Source organism: Streptomyces sp. NL15-2K, from assembly GCF_030551255.1.
Taxonomy (GTDB): domain Bacteria; phylum Actinomycetota; class Actinomycetes; order Streptomycetales; family Streptomycetaceae; genus Streptomyces.
In genome coordinates this window covers 10290800-10309954 of sequence record NZ_CP130630.1, presented here as the reverse complement: position 1 = coordinate 10309954, position 19155 = coordinate 10290800, and the positions used below count along the sequence as shown (strand labels likewise).

The window sequence follows — 19155 nt, the reverse complement described above, 5'->3', positions numbered from 1 at the left end:
GGGCGACAGGGTGTGCGCGGCTCAGGAGGGCATGCGGACGATCGGCTTGATGACGTCGCCGGCGTACGACGCCTGAAGCGCCTGCTCGATCTGGTCGAAGGAGAACCAGGAGACGAGGCGGTCCATGGGGAAGCGGCCCTGGCGGTACAACTCGATGAGCGCGCCGATGAGTTGGGTGCTGCGACCGCTGCCGCCGAGGATGCCGACGATGCGCTTGCCCCACAGGGTGGTGAGATGGTCAAGGGTGAACTCGGCTCCCGCCGGGGCGCCGCCGATGAGCGCGCAGGTGCCGAGCATGCCGACCGAGTCCGCGGCCTGGCGGACGACGGAGATGATGCCGGTGCACTCCAGGGCGTTGTCGGCGGGCCCGCCGCAGATGTCGTGCACGGCGGTGACGGGGTCCGTGTCGGCGGCGTTCACGGTGTGTGTGGCGCCGATTTCTGCCGCCAGCTCCAGCCGGGAGGTGTGCCGGTCGACCGCGATGATCGTGGTCGCGCCGCTGTTGCGGGCCGCCATGACGGCGGCCAGTCCCACCGAGCCGGTGCCGTAGATCACGAGACTGGAGCCGGTTTGCGGGCGAAGCGTGTTCAGCACGGCGCCCGCTCCGGTGGACAGCCCGCAGGCCAGGGGTCCGAGCAGGTCGAGGGGGACGTCGTGCGGGACCTTCACCAGGCTGCTGGCCCGCGTCAGGGAGTGCGTGGCGAACGACGACTGGCCGAAGAAGTGTCCGTGGAGGGCGCCCCCGTCCGGGCGGCGCAGGGCCGAGGACCCGGTCCCCGGCCGGACTCCGCTGATGAGGAGCTCGCCGAGCCGGGCGCAGTAGCGGGGCTCACCGGCCAGGCAGTTGCGGCACTCTCCGCACCAGGGCCAGCCGATCACGACGTGGTCGCCTTCCCGTACCGACGTGACGTCGGGACCCACCGCGATCACGACACCGGCGCCTTCGTGGCCGAGCACCCCGGGGGCGGGGAATGGAAGATCACCGTGACGTGCCAGGCCATCGGTGTGGCAGATGCCGGTGGCCGCGATCCGCACGAGGACCTCGCCGGCGCCCGGCTCGTCCAACTCGACGTCCTGGAGCTGGAACGGGCCGTCCTGCTTGTCGAAAACGGCGGCTTGTATACGCATGGCGGCCTCCCGGACTCAGGGAACAGCTCTGTTCTCCTGATGAAGTAATGGCCACAGACTGTGGCGGCGTGAGTCTGCGCCCGTCCCGAGCCGCTGTCAATGAAATGAGTCCGCGCTGTTCCATATAAAGGGACTCATGTTTCAACTATTCAAACAACCTGCCTGGACGGGTTCGGATCAGGCCTGCGGCCGATGACCGAGCCGGGTGGAGATCTCCGTCGTGGCGCGCCGCAAGGGGGCTTCGAGGCGCGACATGACGGATTCCACCGAGGCGTTCCACACCGTGAGGTGCACCCCGACATTGACAGCGGCCACCACGGCGCCGGAGCGGTCCCTCACCGGTGCGGCCAGCGACCGCAGCCCGGGCGCCAGTTCCTCGTCGTTGAGCGCGAACCCGGTACGCCGGACCCGTGTCAGCGCCACCATGAGCTGCTCCCGCGCGGTGATCGTCTTCGGACCTCGTCGAGCGAGATCCGTGCGATCGACCAGGTCGCGCAGTGCGGCCGGCTCCTGGTGCGCGAGCAGGACCTTGCCCATCGAGGTGCAGTAGGCCGGAAGGCGTGAGCCGACGTGCAGGTGGAGGCCCATGGCGAAGGTGCTCGCGCGACCGCTGCGCCGCCGGTCGACGTACACGATGTCCGGGCCGTCGAGCACGGCCATGCTCACGGTGTAGCCGGTCTCGTCCGACAGGGCCTGCAGGAACGGCCCGGCGACGCGGGTGATCTCCATGGAGTTGATCGCCGCGAACCCGAGGTCGACGACCCGGGGCCCAAGGGAGTACTTCCGGGAGTCCGGATCCTGCTGCACGTAGCCGAGTTTGGCGAGTGTCGCCACGTACCGGTAGGTGGTGCTGCGGTTGAGGCCGACAGCGCGCCCCAGATCGGCAATGCCCAGCACGGGCCGGGTCTCACTGAACGACGAGAGGATCAGCAGTCCGCGTTCCAGGGACTGGGAGAATCCTGCGGCGGCCGCCTTCGGGGACGTCGCCGCGGCCTCGGCGTCGTCGGCTGCGAGGGGAGTCATGGGCTCGTCGGATGCCGACGGCGGTGTCCGTGAGGTCATGCCGCATGGTAGCGCCGATTGTTTCAACTATTAGAACGCCGCGTTGACTATCGTGACAGCCGCTCCTACGTTCCCCCACCTTTGGTTCACCAGGAGGGCGAACATGCCTAAGCTCCTATGTCCGAACCGTCTCCCGAACCCAGCAGACGCCGGATTCTGCGTACGGCGGGACTCGGTATGTCCGGACTCGCCCTGGCAAGTCCGCTGCTCGCCGCCTGCAAGGTCGGCAGCGGCGACAGCGACGGCAGCAGCGGAGCGGCCACGCTGAAGATCGGGTTCGTCAGCCCGCGCACCGGCGCCGCGGCCGGTTTCGGCGAGCCGGACGCCGTACGTCCTCAGCCTGCCCGCAAGGCCTTCGCCGACGACCTGACCATCGGCGGCAAGAAGTACCAGGTCAAGATCATCGACAAGGGCGGCCAGTCAAACCCGCAGCGCGGCTCCCAGGTGGCAAACGTCCTGATCAACGCTGAGGGCATCGACCTGATGCTCACCACGTCGACGCCGGAGACGGTCAACCCGGTCTCCGACGCATGTGAGGCCGCCGGTGTTCCCTGCATCTCCACCGTCGTCCCCTGGGAAGCCTGGTACTTCGGCCGGGGAGCCAAGCCGCCCCAGAAGCAGGCCTACCAGCACACCTTCCACGGCGGCCTGTACGCCCTCTTGGCCTGCGGCCTGTCTCTGCTGTTCGGCGTCATGCGCATCATCAACCTCGCCTACGGCGACCTCACCTCCTCGGCGCGTTCGGGGTCTGGCGGGTCTCCACCCAGGCCGACGTGTCACCGTTCCTGGCCCTGCTCGCGGTGCTCCGGGTGATGCTCGCCCTCGGCTACGCACTCCAGCGCACCGTCCTGGCCCGCAGCCTGCGCGGCGGCGAACACACCCCTCTGCTGACGCCCTTCCGACTCGCCATCGTCCTGCACAACGCCCTGCTGCAGATCTTCTCCCCGGACGTGCGTTCCCTGGGCCCGTCCGTGGGCTCCCTGTCGACCGGCAGCTGGCACATCACCGACCAGCTGTCCGTTCCCCACCTCGGCGTGCTGATCCTCGCCGTCGCAGTCGCGGTCCTGGGCGCAGCAGTTACTGCTGCAGCGCACCGGATTCGGCCGGGAGATGCGCGCCACCGCCCAGGACCCGGACACTGCGGCCCTCGTGGGCGTACCAGCTGCGTCCGTCTACGCCCGCGCCGCCGCGATCGCCGCCGCGGTCGCGGCCCTGGCCGGGACCTTCCTGGCCGTCCACTCCACCTTCGACGCCTCCAGCGGCCCGACCCAGTTCATCTTAGCCTTCGAGGCGGTCGTCATCGGCGGCCTGGGATCCCTGTGGGGCACGCTGACCGGCGGCGTCGTCCTCGGCTCTACCTCACCCAGCAAGGCATACACCCGTACCTCGCCGTCGTCCTGGCATCCCTCGCCTCCGCCGTGCTCGCGGCGCTGCTCTCCCTGCTCGTCCTGCGGCCGCGGCGGCCAGTTCGCCGTGAGCACCTGGGTCGTCGCCGAGGCGATCGCCCTGTTCGTCATGCTCGACCAGAGCCTCGGAGGCGGTACCGGCGTCTCCCTCCAGGGGCTGAGCGGTTACGCCCCCGAAGTGCGCAGCGCCTTCGCCTACCGGCTCACCCTCGCCTTCGCCGTCCTCCTGCTCGCCATTGCTCTTCCTCCTGCTGCGGCACCGCAGCGGAGCGGCTCTGCAGACGCTGGCTTCGGATGCGGTGCCGCGGGTGCCCTTACGCTGGGCAACACGCTGTTCATCCAGCCCCAGTCGATCTTCGGGGTTCAGTGGTCGGCGTACATGATCTTCATGGTGCTGGTCGGCGGCATCGGCACCTTCGAGGGACCGATCATCGGCGCCGTCCTCTTCTTCGCCGTGCAGTACTTCTTCGCCGACCAGGGAGCCTGGTACCTCATGGGCTCGGCCTGGCCGCCGTCGCCTTCGCCCTCTTCCTCCCGCGCGGGCTGTGGAGTTTGCTGGACGACTGGCTGCATGTCCAGTTGCTACCTGTCGGTTACCATCTGCGGCGGCAGGGGGCCCGTCCCCAGTCGTCATCGAGGGAGACTTGACCAGGTGAACGTTCCTGACCCCACGGCGACGGACACGGGCCGACCGGATCTCCCCGTCACGGTGCGCCACTACATCGGTGGCGAATGGACCGAGCCGCTGGGCGGAGGAACCTACCCCGACCACGACCCCTGGACCGGATCCGTCACGGCGACGGTCGCCGCGGGCGACGCCGAGGACGCCCGCCGGGCGGTGGACGCCGCCCGGGCGGCCTTCGCCGGGTGGGCCGACGCGCCGCCGGCCGAGCGACAGCGGGTCCTGCTGCGCGCGAGCGACATCCTCGACCGCCGTCGCGAGGAGGTCATCGGCCTGCTGACGAGGGAGACGGGATGCGGCCGCCACTTCGCGACGCTCCAGCTGGACTTCAGCGTCTCGCTGCTCCGCCAGGCCGCCGGACTCCCCTACACCGCTGTCGGACAGGTGCTGCCGTCCGACATCCCCGGCACCCGGGCCCTCGCCGTCCGTCAGCCGGTCGGAGTCGTCGCCGCCATCGCCCCGTGGAACGCCTCCCTGGTGCTGTCAGGTCGCAGCGTCGTCGGCCCGATCGCCCTCGGCAACACGGTCGTCCTCAAGCCGTCCGAGGAGTCTCCCCTCACCGGCGGCACGCTCTGGGCGGAGGTCTTCGCCGAGGCCGGGCTCCCTCCGGGCGTCCTCAACGTGATCACCCACGCCCCCGGTGACGCGGGCGCCATAGCGGACGCGCTCCTCTCCCATCCCGCGGTGCGCCGCGTCAACTTCACCGGCTCCACGCCCACCGGCCGCCGCCTCGCCGAGATGGCCGGCCGCCACCTCAAGCGCATCGTCCTCCAGCTCAGCGGCCAGAACCCGCTCCTCGTGCTCGCCGACGCCGACCTGGCCTATGCGGTCGACGCCGCGATCTACGGCGCGTTCGTGCACCAGGGACAGGTGTGCATGTGCGCCCGCCGCATCTACGTCGAGCGACCGATCGCGGAGGAGTTCACCCGCCTCTTCACCGAGAAGGCGGCCGCGCTACCCGTCGGCGACCCGCACGATCCACGCACCGTGGTCGGACCGGTCATCAACAAATGGGCGCTGTCCCTCCTGGACCGCCGCGTCGAGGAGGCCGTCTCGATGGGTGCACGTCTCCTGACCGGGGGCACGGCCGAGCCGCCGTGCTACCCGCCCACCGTCCTGACCGACGTCCCCGAGGATGCCGAACTCGCCTTCGACGAGACCTTCGGCCCGGTCGTGATCCTGGAGACGGTCGTCGACGCAGACCACGCGGTGGAGCGCGCGAACGCCTCCCGCTACGGACTGACCGCGGGTGTCCTGACCAACGACGCCCATCGCGGACTGGACATCGCCCGCCGTCTCGAGGCGGGGATCGTGCATGTCAACGACCAACCGGTCAACGACGAGCCGAACATGCCTTTCGGAGGCGTGAAGGAGAGCGGCTGGGGCCGCTTCGGCACGGGCTTCGCGGCGGAGGAGTTCACCGAACTCCGCTGGATCACGCTGCGCGGGGAGCCGCGCGACTTCCCGTTCTGACGAGCCACGGCGGCAGCATGACGTGGCGCCCGGCCGGTCGGCGGGCGTGCCCGCGGACCGGCCGGGCCCATGTGGATGGTGACCTTAGCGCCGGCAGGCATCTCACCGGACCGATACCGCATCCGGCTCACCTGTGTGCGTGGCGCCCTTCACCCACTTCGGCCAACGGACCCGCAGTGAGACCCGTATCCAGTCCACTGAGCTTCGGAAAGGTACATCGATGGAACTTGTGAGGCCGTCCTACGCGCGGGCGGGCCGTCGCGTATCCGGTTCCACCCCTCCCCACGCGCGTGGGGAAACCGCCGGTCGCAGACCCAGGTGGGTGATTCCTTCCGGCCCAGGGTGTCAGAGGGCGGGGGAGGTCTCTGAGACGTCGAGCGACCCTCACGCACGGGCCGCCCGTTCTTCGGCGCGGGCAGAATCTCAACCCCGCGCCCAGCTGGGAATGGCGTGATGGACAACCGTCCATCACGCCACCGCCCTTCCCCGGCTGCCCGGTCACGCCCTGCCTGAGCATGCATGCCATGCTGGCAGGTGCGGTGGCCGGCGGGCTGCCGTTTTCCTGGGTGGCCGCGGACGCGGACTACGGCAAGGACCCCGCCCTGAGGTCCTGGCACGGGCAGAAGATCCGCTGCGTCCTCGCGGTGTCGGTCACCCTGCCGGTTCAGGGCCCGCCGGCAGGCCGCGCCTGCCGAAGGTCGCGGCGGCCGGTGATCTGCTGCACTACGCCACGGTGGGCGACGGCACGGTCGGCCCGCACGCCGCCGCACACCCGGGCGACAAGTGGGTCAAGCACATTGTCGCCCAGCTCAACTCCATCGACTCCACTCTCGACCTGATCGCCAGTTCCTGAAAACAGTAGCGGGGCCGCCCGGATGGGCGGCCCCGCCGCCGAAGGACTGCCATGCGCCCTCGCCGCTATCCCTCGGACACCACCGAGGCCGAGTGGGCCCTGATCGAACCCCTCCTGCCTACCCCGGCCTGCGACACCGCCCGCGGCGGCCGGCCGGAGAAACATCCCCGCCGCGAGATCGTCGACGCGATCCGATACGTCGTGGACACCGGCTGCAAATGGCGGGGTGCGACACGAGGTCGCACTGATCAAGTGGCAGACGAAAGAAAGGAGTTGATGAAGCCCAGGCCAGTGTCCATGGCCTGTCCCCTGCGTCCACATGCGTCGCTGGTAACGGCGGGGTGTGAAGCTGGACGATCACGCTCAAGAGCGTCCCGGCCATCGGGAGGCAACAAGTAAAGGGGAAGACTGGACGGGCGAGCGAAAGCGAATCCCCGGCTATGCCTCGTGATTGCATAAGCTGCGCGATGGTGACGCAAGCGGCAGCTTCAGGACTCGGCGTGGAAGAACGCCAGGTGACCCTCGTGGACTCGCCGGCGAGGGCAGGACACCACCGGTCCCGGGGTAGAGGAGGCGCCCACCCCAGTCGCATCTTGTCAGTGCGGAACGTGGAAACCCCGTCGGGGTCCGGGATAGTTCCCGGTTGTCCGACCGTGAGGGAGGATCAATTCCCCGGCGGGAACAGGATGGCCCAAGAAGCAAATGCCGACAGGCCGAAAGGCCAGGGGAAATCGGACGGCGCCCGCCACCGTATAACCCGTCGGATACGGGTCCGAGTGGCCCGGCCCGAAAGGGCGCCCACGTGGGCCGGGTGAGCCTTTGAAGAGATCTGGTGAAGAAGCCAGAGCCGAAGGGCAAGTTGGACGCAGGGAGGGGCTGATGGCTCGACAGGGTAGTGAGTCCCGCCGTTCTTCCCGTGCGAACGGACCGGAGGACGTGCGAATCGACTGGCACAGCATTGACTGGGCCGCGTGCGAGGACCATGTACGGCGACTGAGACGAAGAATCTTCAAGGCGACTCAGGAAGGCGACCTGAAGAAGGTTCGCAATCTGCAAAAACTCATGCTGCGAAGTCACTCCAACACGCTGATCAGTGTCAAGAGGGTGACGCAGCAGAGCGCGGGACGCATGACCGCGGGCATCGATGGGGAAACTGCGCTCACGCCGAAAGAGCGAGGCCGCCTCGCGGTCCGAGTTCAACGGTTTGAGCATCCCTGGAGGGCTCGTCCGGTCAAGCGCGTGTTCATCCCGAAGGCCAACGGAAAGAAGCGACCTCTCGGGATCCCTGTGATCATCGACCGCGTACTTCAAGCCCGGGTGAAGAATGCATTAGAACCCGAGCGGGAAGCGCGTTTCGAGCCGAGGTCATACGGATTCCGTCCTGGTCGGGGTTGCCATGATGCGATCGAGGCCATCTACAACACGTTGGGGGCCAAAGGAGCCTCACGTTTGTGGGTGCTCGACGCAGACCTCGCGGCAGCCTTCGACCGGATCAACCACGCTCAGCTTCTGGAAGCCCTGGGCCTGTTCCCTGGTCGGACCATGATCAGGACATGGCTGCGGGCTGGCGTGGTTGAAGAAGGCCGCTTGACGCGGACGGACGAAGGCACCCCTCAAGGCAATGCCACGTAGATAAGTGTTTTGGGATTCTCTTTCCACATGTGCACAGCGACACGCCCGCGTTGGTTGTGGATGGTCAACCGGCATGGCCGCCGTTGTCTGTGGCGGCGATGAAACGGGTTATCTTCCTTCTTCATGGGTGGGGTTCGGGGTAGCTCGGCGGTTTCCGGTACGCGGTTGACGGACCGGGTGGGTATCGGGGTTCTGACGCGTCTGGTCGACCGGGATCTGGTCGATGAAGTATTGGCTGAGACGGGCCGGTTCGAGAAGCGGTCCCGCCTGCTGCCGGCCCGCGTTGTCGTCTACTACGTCATGGCTCTGTGCCTGTTTTTCGGTGAGTCGTACGAGGAAGTCATCCGTCTACTCGTCAATGGCCTACGGTTCCTGGGGACATGGCGCAAGGACTGGAAGGTCCCCACGACAAGTGCGATTTCCCAGGCGCGTCGGCGTCTGGGACCGGATCCTTTGCGGGTCTTGTTCGAGCGGGTGGCTCTGCCGTGTGCTCAGCGGGGCACGCAAGGAGCCTGGCTGGGCCGGTGGCGGCTGATGGCCATCGACGGGTTCGTGCTGGACATTCCCGATACGCCGGCGAATGACGCGGAGTTCGGACGCTCCGGCGGGACGAAGAACCCCGCTCCTTTCCCGCAGGTGAAAGTCGTGGGACTTGGCGAATGCGGGACCCACGCTGTGGTGGCCGCCCGGCTGGGGCCCTGGCGTGTGGACGAGGGCGCCCTCGCAAAAGAACTCGTCACCGACTTCGAGCCGGGCATGCTGATCACCGCTGACCGGGGATTTTACGCCTACCGCCTGTGGGAGGCCGCCGCCGCGACCGGCGCGGATCTGCTGTGGCGCATGCCCGACGGACCTCATCTCCCGGTAGTCCGGCCGCTGAAAGACGGATCGTACGAGTCCTTTCTGCTCGACCCAAAAGTCAGGAACCGGCGCGGGAACCAGCGTTACCGCGGATCTGCGCGTATCGAGGAGCCGTCCGGGATCCCGGTCCGTGTCGTCGAGTACGAAGTGACCAACCGTGAAGGGAAAGGCGAGATCTTCTGCCTGATCACCACGATCATGGATCCCGACGAGGCCAGCGCCGCCGAACTCGCGGCCGCTTACGCAGAACGCTGGGAACTCGAATCCAGCCTCGACGAGATCAAGACCCATCAGCGCGGCCGGGGCGGCGTCCTGCGCTCGAAAACACCGGACATGATCGAGCAGGAGATCTGGGCACTCCTACTGACCCATTACGCGGTCCGACATCTGATGTGCGAGGCAGCAGACCAGGCCGACATCGACCCCGACAGGCTGTCCTTCATCAGATCACTGCGCATCATCCGCCGCCAGGTCACCGACCAGGCGGGCTTTTCCCCCTCAGCGTCTCACGGAAGCTCTTGAAACAGCCCGCACAGAAATCCTCGAAAGACTCAACCCGCGACGCCGGCACCGTACCAGCCCACGAGCCGTCAAACGCGTCCACGTCCACGCCTACAGGAAGAAACTCCGCACCGAAACCACCATCCACCACCCCGACCCACCCGACATCAAAATCCTCGCCGTTTCTTAACTACGCGGCATTGCCCCTCAAGGAGGAGTGATCAGTCCGCTGCTGCTGAACGTTGCCTTGCATGGGATGGAGACAGCGGCGGGGAGCCGTTATCGGTATGCCGGTCCGGGCAACAGAGGTACATATACGGCCCGGGATGCCCCTGTCCTCGTGCGGTACGCGGATGACTTTGTGGCCATGTGCCACAGTGAGGAAGAAGCGAATCGCGTTAAGACCGAGCTGGCCAAGTGGCTGGAGCCGAGAGGGCTGAGATTCAATGAGGAGAAGACCCGTGTAGTCCATGTGACGCAAGGGTTCGACTTCCTCGGCTTTGGGGTCCGCCGTTTCGGTAACAAGCTGCTTATCCGGCCCAGTAAGGACGCTGTCGAGAGAGTTCGGGAAAGACTCAAGACGGAGGTGAAGGCGCTCTACGGCGCCAACGCCGGAGGCGTCTTGAGAAAGCTCACGCCCATCATTCGGGGCTGGGCCGCCTATTACCGGACGGTGGTGTCGTCCAGAGTCTTCGCTGATCTGGATAACTACATGTGGGTGCTCACTTACAAGTGGGCCAAGCGTGCTCACCCGCTAAAGTCGAGGGACTGGATCGTCAAACGGTACTTCGGCCGGTTCGACAAGACCAGGCGAGACAGATGGGTATTCGGCGATCGCGTCAGCGGTGCCCACCTCGTCAAGTTCTCCTGGACTAAAATCGTTCGGCACACCCTGATCAAGGGCGCGGCATCACTGGATGACCCGTCCCTCATCGAATACTGGGAGAATCGCCGTCGCCGAAAGACGCCCCCGCCTATGGACAAGACGAGTCTGTCCCTGGCATACCGGCAACGGGGGCTCTGCCCTCTATGCCGTCAGGCGTTGATTGCCGGAGCCGAGTACGAACCGGACAACCCACGTGAGTGGATTGACTGGTTCGCGGCCTCGAAAAAGATGCTGAATAAACATCACTTCGAATACCGGCGTGACGGCGGGTCGGACGAGAGAAAGAACCTGCGTCTCGTTCACGCCGACTGTCATCGTCAGCTTCATGCTGCGGATGGCGGACGGTCCCGAAAGCAGAGCACTGCGACGCCCTTGGGGCTTGCTTGAGCCGGTTGCCTGGAAAGCGGGCATGGCCGGTTCTGAGGGGGCCGGGGCACAGCAATGTGTCCCGGCTACCCGGCCCTTACCTGCGGACTTCCCGCCCTGGCGGACGGTCTGGGGCTTCATGGCCTCGGTGATGAGCCAGGTAGCTCGGTCTACCCATGAAGAGTCCGAGGTGCGATCCGAGGCGCGAAGGATGCGCTCGCCTTCCCTCACGCATTCTGCGTCGATCCTTGACATCGGGTTGGACCTCATCGCCGCGCAGCAGACCGGACCGCACGCACCGCAGCCGTAACCCGAAGCAGCTGCGCACCGACTCCCCAACAGTTGGCCGCGCCATCGAAAGTGAATGCCGCCGCTCGGGCAACGACAGGACGGCACCGGCCGGAATACGCGTCGTCCCTGGGCCGCCGCCACGCGCACCGCCGCACCACTACGGCGCCGAAGACGGCCGCCAGCGGTCGCTGATACACCGCCTTCCGGCGGGATGGAGAGGGGCCCGGGGCCTATAGCCAGCGGCCGCCGCGCCGCGGGGCCCGCTCCTCGCGCGCCGCACGCAGGCCGAGGTGGATATGTGCCCCGACCGTACTCCGAGTGGAAGACGCTGAGTTGCGATCGGCACACCCACGGCCGTGGGCGTCTACAAGCACATTGTGGCGGTGGTTCATACCGCGGGGTCGAGGTCGGCTGATGACCGCACGAGTGCGGTCATCAGCCTGATGGCGTCGGTCGTGGAAAGGTCGTTGCTGCGGACCACGGACCGCCACGTGCTGAAGGCGATGGCGTGCCGGATGGCCACGTCGAACAGCGAGCGTTTCACGACATGCGAAACCGGCGTCGTCTCCCTTGCCGCAGCATCGGCCGACGGCCCGTAGCCGGCGCTCACAGTGGCCGCGGCCTGGTCCATGTACGCCAGGTAGGAGTCGAGGCTTTGTTCGGCCAAGGGGACCGTCGGGGCGTCGCGTAGCACATTGGACAGCATCGGCTCCACCTGCTCGTAGAACTCATAGAGATCGCCCAGTGCTGCCGCGAGTCGTTGCTCCGGCGCTGCGATCTCCTCCCACCGCGCGGTTTCCGGCCATGGGTTGCGGTTCCAGTACTCCGTGGAGCACGCCGTGAACAGATCTTCTTCGGTGGGGAAGTGCCGGTACACCGTGTGCCGCTGAACCCCGGCCAGGTCGGCGATGCCGGCGATGGTGGTGTGAGCAGGTCCCACCGTCCCGTGGAGCTCGATCGTGGCGTTGGTGATCCTCCTGCGGGTCTCGTTCATCGTTTCGGCGCGTTGCCCCAGCTCGTACTTGCGCCTCGTCTTCCGCTCTGTCATCTCCGGCTCGTTCCTCATGTGTCCTGTGGCGTCCCACCTGGCGCGCCCTGCACGACGGGATGCATTCACTGTACGCGGTTGTGCGACGAAACCATTTGGTTACACAGAGGTGTCTCTTGGATATTGACGGTGCCCGGAGCGGAGGCATACGTTCACGGAACATTGCTGTGCAACCAATTGCGTCCTTCCTGCTCCCATGGGCTGCCGGCGCACAGAATCAAGGAGGAGCCATGCCCCGTGCGCAATCCGTCGTCGCGCCCGGCCTCGATAGCGACTGGGAACTGCGGAGCACTGAGATCCCGGCGGTGGGACCCGGCCAGGTACTGGTCAAGGTGCACGCCTGCGGGATCTGCGGCACCGACGTCTGGATCACGGAGGGGAAGCTGTCCTTCGGCGTCGACTTCCCCATGACGCTGGGCCACGAGGGTGTGGGCGAGGTGGTCGCCGTCGGCGATGGCGTGACCTCCCGCACTGTCGGAGACCGGGTGGGGATCGTGACCCTGCAGAACGGCTGCGGGCAGTGTGCGTGGTGCCGCAGGGCCGAGCCGTTGGACTTCGTCACCGCCGCGAACTGTGAGCGTCCGGTGCTCATCGGAATGAACGTCAGCGGTGCGCAGTCGGAGTACGTTGCCGCACGCGCCGACGCGACCGTACTGCTCCCGGAGGGGCTGTCGTACGAGCACGCCGCGCCCCTCATGTGCGTCGGCTACACCGCGTGGAGCGGGCTGCGGCGCGCCCGTCCGGAGCCTGGTGACGTGGTGGCCGTCTCTGGCATCGGTGGTCTCGGCCACCTTGCCGTGCAGTACGCGAAGGCCGCCGGCTTCACCACCATCGCGATCACGCAGACACCCGACAAGCGGGAGCTGGCCCACGAACTCGGCGCGGACCTCGTTGTGTCGAACGGCGCGGAGCTCAGGGCCGCGGGCGGCGCCAACGTCCTGCTGCACACCAACAGCTCCAACGCGGCCGTTTCGGACGCTCTCCAGGGCGTCAACGCCAGGGGGCGGGTGGTGCTCATGGGTGTCGCGTTCGACACCTTCGCGGTGGGCAACATGCCCGTGGTGATGAACAGCATCCAGATTCTCGGCTCCGCACACAACGGCACCGAGTACCTCGTCGAGGCTTTGCAGCTGGCGGCTGACGGCAAGGTCACCCCCATGGTCGAGGTCTACGACAAGGAGCAGGCCGCCGACGCCTACCGGCGTACCGCCGAGGGCAAGGCCCGATTCCGCACGGTCATCAAGTACGCCTGAGCACCACAGCCAGCCGCGCCCCACGACACCACACCACACAGGAGAGAGCCATGTCCGATTACTCCCCCATGCCGACCGAACCGGAGAACATCCCCGCCGCGCTCATGGAGCGATTCAACTCCGGACAGGCCGACGCGATGATGGGGCTCTACGAGGAGGGAGCCGTCTTCGTCACCAACTCGGGTGTCGCTGTCAGCGATCCGGCGGACATACGGCGTGAACTCGAAAGCTTCCTCGCGCTGAGGCTGCCGATGAAGGCACACGCCCGGCACCTGATCGTGTCCGGTGACATCGCCCTCATCCTGCTGGACTGGGAGCTGGAGGGCACGGGGCCGAACGGACAGCACGTGCACCTCAAGGGATCCGCCACCGACATCGCACACCGCGGCGTCGACGGCCGTTGGCGCTACCGGATCGACAATCCCTACGGCACCCGCTTCCGCGAGCAGTACTGACACCGCCGCGCGACGGTCCAGCTGCTGAAGCATCAGGGCTGCGCGGGGAACGATGCGCCGCTATCTAGGTCGAAATGCTGGAGAACCTCACACCTGCGCAACGGATTGGCATGAGTGAACGCCGACGGGTGCAGAGGTCCAACTGCGAGCCACTTCCTCGAATACCTCAGGAGAAGGGACCAGGCATGTCACCATCAGCCACACCTCAGACGCTCACCACTATGGAAGCGTGCATGAAGCTGGCGCCGAAAACGGTAGCTGCGTTCTCGAAGGCCCAGGAACGCATGGGAGCTGTCGTTGCGGCACAGCCCGGATTTCTCGCAGTCATCGGTGGACCGATCGCGAACTCTTCGTGGGAGTACTTCTGCGGAAAGTTCGAGACACCGGAAATGATGAACCAATGGTACGACAGCCCCCAGCACAAGCCGGTCATGGACAAGGCGCATGAAGCCTGGTTCAACGCGTTCTACATCCGGAAATGGCGCCTGCCCGCCGACGGCGAGGAACTGACCGGCCCGCTGTTCCTCGAGACGGCGATCGTCCCCAGCGCCCAGCTCACACAGGACACCGTGGACGACGTCGTGGCTCGACTGACGCGCACGTTGCCTCAGTTCAATGCCATGCCCTTCGAGACAGTGAGCGGAGAATTCGAGGACCAGCCGTTCCAGTTCGTGGGCCCACTCGAAGAGTTCCCCCAGCCGGCCCCGGTTCGATACCTGCTCCTCACCCACTGGGAAAGTTCCGCCGAACTCGATGCATGGCTCAACTCATCGGAAATAAGGAACCTCGCTGAACTCGGTGAGATCTCCCACGAGGTCAGCGTCCTGCTGCGCCATCAGCCAGGCGAACGCGACGGCCTCAACGCCGACGGTTCGCAACGCCATTGGGTGCGCGCCGGAACAACCTGACCTCATGCCTGAGGCGCCGGGGCAGCTCGGCGCCTCAGGCATACATGCCTCGGCCCGAAGGAGTATGCGATGGGATCTCGGATCCACATAAACGACAACTGCCTTGGCATCGGTGCATGCGAGGCGGTCGCACCACACCTCTTTGCTGTCCGCGACGGAACCGCGGAGCTGCTCATCAATGATCCGGCTGCGATCGATATCGAACTGGCCCGGGATGCCATCGACGCGTGTCCCATGCTTGCCATCGAGGCCACCGAGGTCGACCAGTGAGCTTCTTCGAGGTTCCTCACCAGTGTGAGGCAACTCCGAAGAAGCTCACTGGTATGGGAGAGAATGTCCCCACGGGGTGCGGGTAGCGGGACATCGTTGTGTGCTGCACCAACGGCCAAGAGGAGCACCCCCACGGATGCGGGGAGCAGAGCACCGGTCACGCCCTGCTGACCAACAACTCGAAGTGGCTCAACTTCACCACCGTCCGCAACGAGCGCTGGCACCACCACAACGTGGTCCTCCTCGGCGACGCCGCCCACACCGCGCACTTCTCGATCGGCTCCGGCACCAAACTGGCCATGGAGGACGCCCTGGCGCTCGCCGCGTGCCTGCACGAACACCCCACCGTGGCCGAGGCGTTGACGGCCTACGAGACCGAACGCCGGCCCGTGGTGGAGTCCACGCAGCGCGCCGCCCAGGCCTCGCTGGAGTGGTTCGAGAACATCGGCAGGTACGCCGGCCAGGACCCCGCACAGTTCTGCTTCAACCTGCTCACCCGCTCCCGCCGGATCACCTTCGACAACCTCAAGGACCGCGACCCCGGCTTCGCCGAGCTGATCGAGCGCGGCTTCGCCAAGGCCCAGGGGCTACCGGAAACGGAGGCCGTTCCGGCGATGTTCCAGCCCTTCTCGATCGGCCCCCTGGAGCTCAAGAACCGGATCGTCCTCTCCCCGATGGACATGTACTCGGGCCCGGGCGCCGAGTGGCGGCTCAGTTCGCGGCCGGCCGCCGCCAGCCGCCGACGTCACGCACGGACGCGGTCCGCCCGCGCCTCGCGCTGCTGCGCGACACCCCCCGGGACGCCGTCCACCTGCGGTGGACGCCCAGCCGGACGACCGGATGAGCGACCCGGTCCACCCGTCCGCTGTCCATCGCTCCCGCGTGGAGTGGGTGGACACCGACGCCGCGGGGATCTACCACAACACCACCGTCGTGCGCTACGCCGAGGCGGCGGAGGCCGCGCTGATGCGCGAGCACGGTGCCGGCCATCCCGGCATCCGCAAGGTGTGGGTCGACGGCGGTTACCGCCAGCACCTCGTCGAGCATGCCGCCACCTTGGGCATCGACATGGAAATCACCGCCCGCAAACCCGGGACCAGGGGATTCACCCCGATATCGAAGCGGTGGGCGGTGGAGCGGACGTACGGCTGGCTGATGCTCCACCGGCGCCTCGCCCGCGACTACGAGACCCTTCCCGCCCGCTCCGAAGCCATGGTCCACCTCGCCATGACCGACCTGATGGCCCGCCGCCTCACCGACGAGACCACCATCTCCTGGCGCGACCCGACATCACGCGATGAAGTCCGCATTACGGGATGAAACAACGGGAGAAAACGACCTCTCAGGCGGACCCGTCGAGCCATAGGCCGACGATGAGCAGAATGTCCACGGTAGTTCTTCCGAAGAGGAGTCGGATCTGGCTGCCGGCACGCTATCGGGCGGCTCTGACAACGGGATTAGGACAGGGCGTGATCTTTGATCTTGGCCTGCCCCCGCCCGGCAAACGTTTCCGGCCACAGCACTAGTGTCCTGCGCCAGAGATCCGTCGACAGAAGTGAGCGAGTGAGTCGAGGATTTCTTCGGCTGTCTTGGTCCAGATGAACGGCTTGGGGTCTTCGTTCCAGTTCTTGACCCATGCGCGGATGTCGGCTTCGAAGGCCTGGACGTTCTTGTGTGCGCCGCGGCGGATCTTCTGGTCGGCCAGGAAGCCGAACCACCGTTCGACCTGGTTGATCCAGGAGGAGCCGGTCGGGGTGAAGTGCATGTGGAAGCGGGGGTGTTTGGCCAGCCACGTCCTGATCGCGGGGGTCTTGTGGGTGCCGTAGTTGTCCACGATCAGGTGGATCTGGAGATGGGCCGGAACTTCCTTGTCGATCCTGGTCAGGAACTTCTTGAACTCCGCTGCCCGGTGCCGGCGGTGCAGGGCGGTGATGACCTCTCCGGTGGCGACGTCGAACGCCGCGAACAAGGTGGTCAGGCCGTTTCGGACGTAGTCGTGAGTGCGCCGCTCCGGCATGCCCGGCATTATCGGCAGTACCGGCTGTGACCGGTCCAGGGCCTGGATCTGCGACTTCTCGTCCACCGACAGCACCACGGCGCCGTCGGGCGGGTTGAAGTACAGCCCGACGACGTCGTAGACCTTCTCCACGAACAACGGGTCCGTCGACAGCTTGAACGTGTCCGCCAGATGCGGCTTGAGCTGGAACTTCCGCCAGATCCGGCCCACGGTGGACTTCGACAGGCCACTGTGTTCGGCCATCGACTTGCGCGACCAGTGGGTGGCGTTCTTCGGGATTTCCTCCAACGTGGTGACCACGACCGCCTCGACCTGATCGACGCTGATGGTGGGCGGCCGGCCCGGCCGGGGCTCATCCGCCAGCCCGTCCAGCCGGTCCGCGAGGAACCGCCGTCGCCACTTACGGACCGTGTCCGCACTCACCCGCAGATCCCGGGCGACCACCACGATCGGTGGTACCTCCGCACCCGCGCACGCCAGAACAATCCGCGCACGCAGGGCCAAGGCCTGGGCCGATGTCGCCCGACGCGTCCACCGTTCCAACACTGCCCGCTCATCCGCGGACAGCAGCAACGGCTCCAGCTTCGGGCCCCGACGAGGAACTGACGCACCAGCAGCAGAAGTCACACCGCAACTAACGATCAACTACTGGCGCTGGACACTAGTGTCCTGCGCCGGAAATGACGAGACTAAGTCTGTCTCAGGTTTCAGTGGTCGGCGGGTTGATTTTGGTGAGGTAGTCGGCGAGGGAGTTGAGGATCTCCTCGGCGGTCTTGGTCCAGGTGAAGGGCCTGGGGTTGTCGTTCCAGGTTGCGATCCATGCCTTGATGTCTTGCTCCAGGGCCTTCACGGAGGTGTGCACCCCGCGGCGGATGAGCTTGTCGGTCAGCAGTCCGAACCACCGCTCGACCTGGTTCATCCAGGACGAGCCGGTCGGAGTGAAGTGGACATGGAAGCGGGGGTGCTTGCCGAGCCAGGTCTTGATCTCGGGGGTGTTGTGGGTGGCGTAGTTGTCACACACCAGGTGCACATCGAGCCCGGCGGGAACCCTCTTATCTATCGTGACCAGGAACTTCTTGAACTCAATCGCCCGGTGGCGGCGGTGCAGTGCCGATATGACCGTGCCGTCGGCGATGTTGAAGGCGGCGAACAGGCTGGTGATGCCGTGCCGGTAGTAGTCATGGGTGCGCCGCTCGGGCATGCCCGGCATCATCGGCAGCACCGGCTGCGAGCGGTCCAGCGCCTGGATCTGGCTCTTCTCGTCCACGCACAGCACCACCGCCTTCTCCGGCGGATGGTGGTACAGGCCGACCACGTCGACGACTTTCGCGACGAACTGCGGGTCGGTGGAGAGCTTGAAGGCGTCCTGCAGGTGCGGCTTGAGGTCGAACTTCTTCCAGATCCGTCCGATGGTGGACTTCGACAGCCCGGAGTGCTTCGCCATCGAGGCCCGCGACCAGTGGGTGTCCTGGCCCGGGGTGGACTCCAGCGTCGCCGTGAGCACGTCCTCGACCTGGTCCAGCAGGATCGAGGGCGGCCTGCCGGGACGCGGCTCATCACTCAGCCCGCCCAGCCGCAACCGGATGAACCTCGACCGCCAGCGGTTCACCGTTCCCTGCGATACACCGAGTTCGGCCGCGATCTCCTTGTTCGTCCCGCCTTCCGCGCACCGCAGCACGATCCTCGCCCGCAGCGCCAGGAACTGCGCGGTCTTCGCCCGCCGCACCCAGCGCGTCAGCTCCGCACGCTCCGCCTCGGAGAGCACCAGTTCCGGCTTGCGCCGGCCCGGCCGCGGCTCGTCCACCAGGCCCGCCATCCGCCGGGCCACGAACCGCGAGCGCCACTTGCGCACCGTCTCCGTGGACACCCCGAAGTCCGCTGCTGCACGGGTATTTGACGCTCCCTCCGCACAGGCCAGAATGATCCGGGCCCGCTCCCCCACACGGGCCGACACCGCACCACCCGCCCAACGCGCCAGCTCCGTCCGCTCCTCGGCAGACAGCACGACTTCGACAGCACGAGGACCCCGAGACGCCATGAAAACAGCCTACAGACTTAGCCTC

General features: G+C 66.6%; 13 protein-coding genes and 5 pseudogenes. 13 read left to right on the top strand and 5 right to left on the bottom strand.

All coding sequences use genetic code 11. The features are described from left to right. Nucleotides 1–21: 21 nt before the first annotated feature. Together Q4V64_RS44945 and Q4V64_RS44940 are read right to left on the bottom strand one after the other, a co-directional pair. Nucleotides 22–1128 (bottom strand): NAD(P)-dependent alcohol dehydrogenase, encoded by a 1107-nt coding sequence (locus Q4V64_RS44945; RefSeq protein ID WP_124445736.1) that lies wholly within the window; start codon nucleotides 1126–1128, stop codon nucleotides 22–24. Between the two features lie 177 nt (nucleotides 1129–1305). Then, nucleotides 1306–2151: an IclR family transcriptional regulator gene (locus tag Q4V64_RS44940; protein ID WP_124445735.1), complete on the bottom strand. Its 846-nt coding sequence runs from the start codon at nucleotides 2149–2151 to the stop codon at nucleotides 1306–1308. Between the two features lie 216 nt (nucleotides 2152–2367). Here Q4V64_RS44940 and Q4V64_RS44935 point away from each other — a divergent pair, with 216 nt between their 5' ends. The 7 genes and pseudogenes from Q4V64_RS44935 (at nucleotide 2368) to Q4V64_RS44910 (ending at nucleotide 10871) form a co-directional block, all read left to right on the top strand. Next, nucleotides 2368–3003, top strand: coding sequence for an ABC transporter substrate-binding protein (locus tag Q4V64_RS44935; RefSeq protein ID WP_124445734.1), 636 nt, complete (start codon nucleotides 2368–2370; stop codon nucleotides 3001–3003). 267 nt (nucleotides 3004–3270) lie between these two features. Next, a complete protein-coding gene (locus tag Q4V64_RS44930; RefSeq protein ID WP_306308394.1) occupies nucleotides 3271–5751 on the top strand; it encodes an aldehyde dehydrogenase family protein in 2481 nt (826 codons plus the stop codon). Between the two features lie 742 nt (nucleotides 5752–6493). Beyond that, a pseudogene (locus Q4V64_RS55730) lies at nucleotides 6494–6604 on the top strand (RacP protein); the annotation flags it as partial. A gap of 51 nt (nucleotides 6605–6655) precedes the next feature. Then, nucleotides 6656–6829 (top strand): annotated as a pseudogene (locus Q4V64_RS44925) (transposase); the annotation flags it as partial. A gap of 654 nt (nucleotides 6830–7483) precedes the next feature. Next, a pseudogene (locus Q4V64_RS44920) lies at nucleotides 7484–8224 on the top strand (reverse transcriptase N-terminal domain-containing protein); the annotation flags it as partial. Between the two features lie 135 nt (nucleotides 8225–8359). Beyond that, nucleotides 8360–9619, top strand: coding sequence for an IS4 family transposase (locus tag Q4V64_RS44915; protein WP_124445729.1), 1260 nt, complete (start codon nucleotides 8360–8362; stop codon nucleotides 9617–9619). Nucleotides 9620–9815: 196 nt separating this feature from the next. Further along, nucleotides 9816–10871: a group II intron maturase-specific domain-containing protein gene (locus Q4V64_RS44910; protein ID WP_348540829.1), complete on the top strand. Its 1056-nt coding sequence runs from the start codon at nucleotides 9816–9818 to the stop codon at nucleotides 10869–10871. A 658-nt stretch (nucleotides 10872–11529) separates the two neighbouring features. Here Q4V64_RS44910 and Q4V64_RS44905 read toward each other — a convergent pair. After that, nucleotides 11530–12189 (bottom strand): TetR/AcrR family transcriptional regulator, encoded by a 660-nt coding sequence (locus Q4V64_RS44905; protein ID WP_172629645.1) that lies wholly within the window; start codon nucleotides 12187–12189, stop codon nucleotides 11530–11532. Between the two features lie 230 nt (nucleotides 12190–12419). On the opposite strand from Q4V64_RS44905, the gene Q4V64_RS44900 reads away from it, so the two are divergent. From Q4V64_RS44900 to Q4V64_RS44875, 6 genes and pseudogenes are all read left to right on the top strand, one after another. Further along, nucleotides 12420–13442, top strand: a complete 1023-nt coding sequence (locus Q4V64_RS44900; RefSeq protein WP_124445783.1) for an alcohol dehydrogenase catalytic domain-containing protein — start codon at nucleotides 12420–12422, stop codon at nucleotides 13440–13442. A 50-nt stretch (nucleotides 13443–13492) separates the two neighbouring features. Further along, nucleotides 13493–13897 carry a nuclear transport factor 2 family protein gene (locus Q4V64_RS44895; protein WP_124445782.1) on the top strand — a complete coding sequence of 135 codons (405 nt, stop codon included), beginning with the start codon at nucleotides 13493–13495 and terminating at the stop codon, nucleotides 13895–13897. Between the two features lie 233 nt (nucleotides 13898–14130). Next, nucleotides 14131–14805 carry a hypothetical protein gene (locus tag Q4V64_RS44890; RefSeq protein WP_124445781.1) on the top strand — a complete coding sequence of 225 codons (675 nt, stop codon included), beginning with the start codon at nucleotides 14131–14133 and terminating at the stop codon, nucleotides 14803–14805. A gap of 69 nt (nucleotides 14806–14874) precedes the next feature. Then, nucleotides 14875–15075: a ferredoxin gene (locus Q4V64_RS44885; protein ID WP_124445780.1), complete on the top strand. Its 201-nt coding sequence runs from the start codon at nucleotides 14875–14877 to the stop codon at nucleotides 15073–15075. A gap of 164 nt (nucleotides 15076–15239) precedes the next feature. Then, nucleotides 15240–15764: pseudogene (locus tag Q4V64_RS44880) on the top strand (FAD-dependent monooxygenase); the annotation flags it as partial. A 298-nt stretch (nucleotides 15765–16062) separates the two neighbouring features. Next, nucleotides 16063–16395, top strand: a pseudogene (locus Q4V64_RS44875) (transposase); the annotation flags it as partial. 202 nt (nucleotides 16396–16597) lie between these two features. Here Q4V64_RS44875 and Q4V64_RS44870 read toward each other — a convergent pair. Together Q4V64_RS44870 and Q4V64_RS44865 are read right to left on the bottom strand one after the other, a co-directional pair. Continuing rightward, a complete protein-coding gene (locus Q4V64_RS44870; RefSeq protein ID WP_124436411.1) occupies nucleotides 16598–17719 on the bottom strand; it encodes an IS630 family transposase in 1122 nt (373 codons plus the stop codon). A 73-nt stretch (nucleotides 17720–17792) separates the two neighbouring features. Continuing rightward, complete coding sequence (locus Q4V64_RS44865) at nucleotides 17793–19130, bottom strand: IS630 family transposase (RefSeq protein ID WP_348540828.1); 1338 nt, start codon at nucleotides 19128–19130, stop codon at nucleotides 17793–17795. Between the last annotated feature and the right edge of the window lie 25 nt (nucleotides 19131–19155).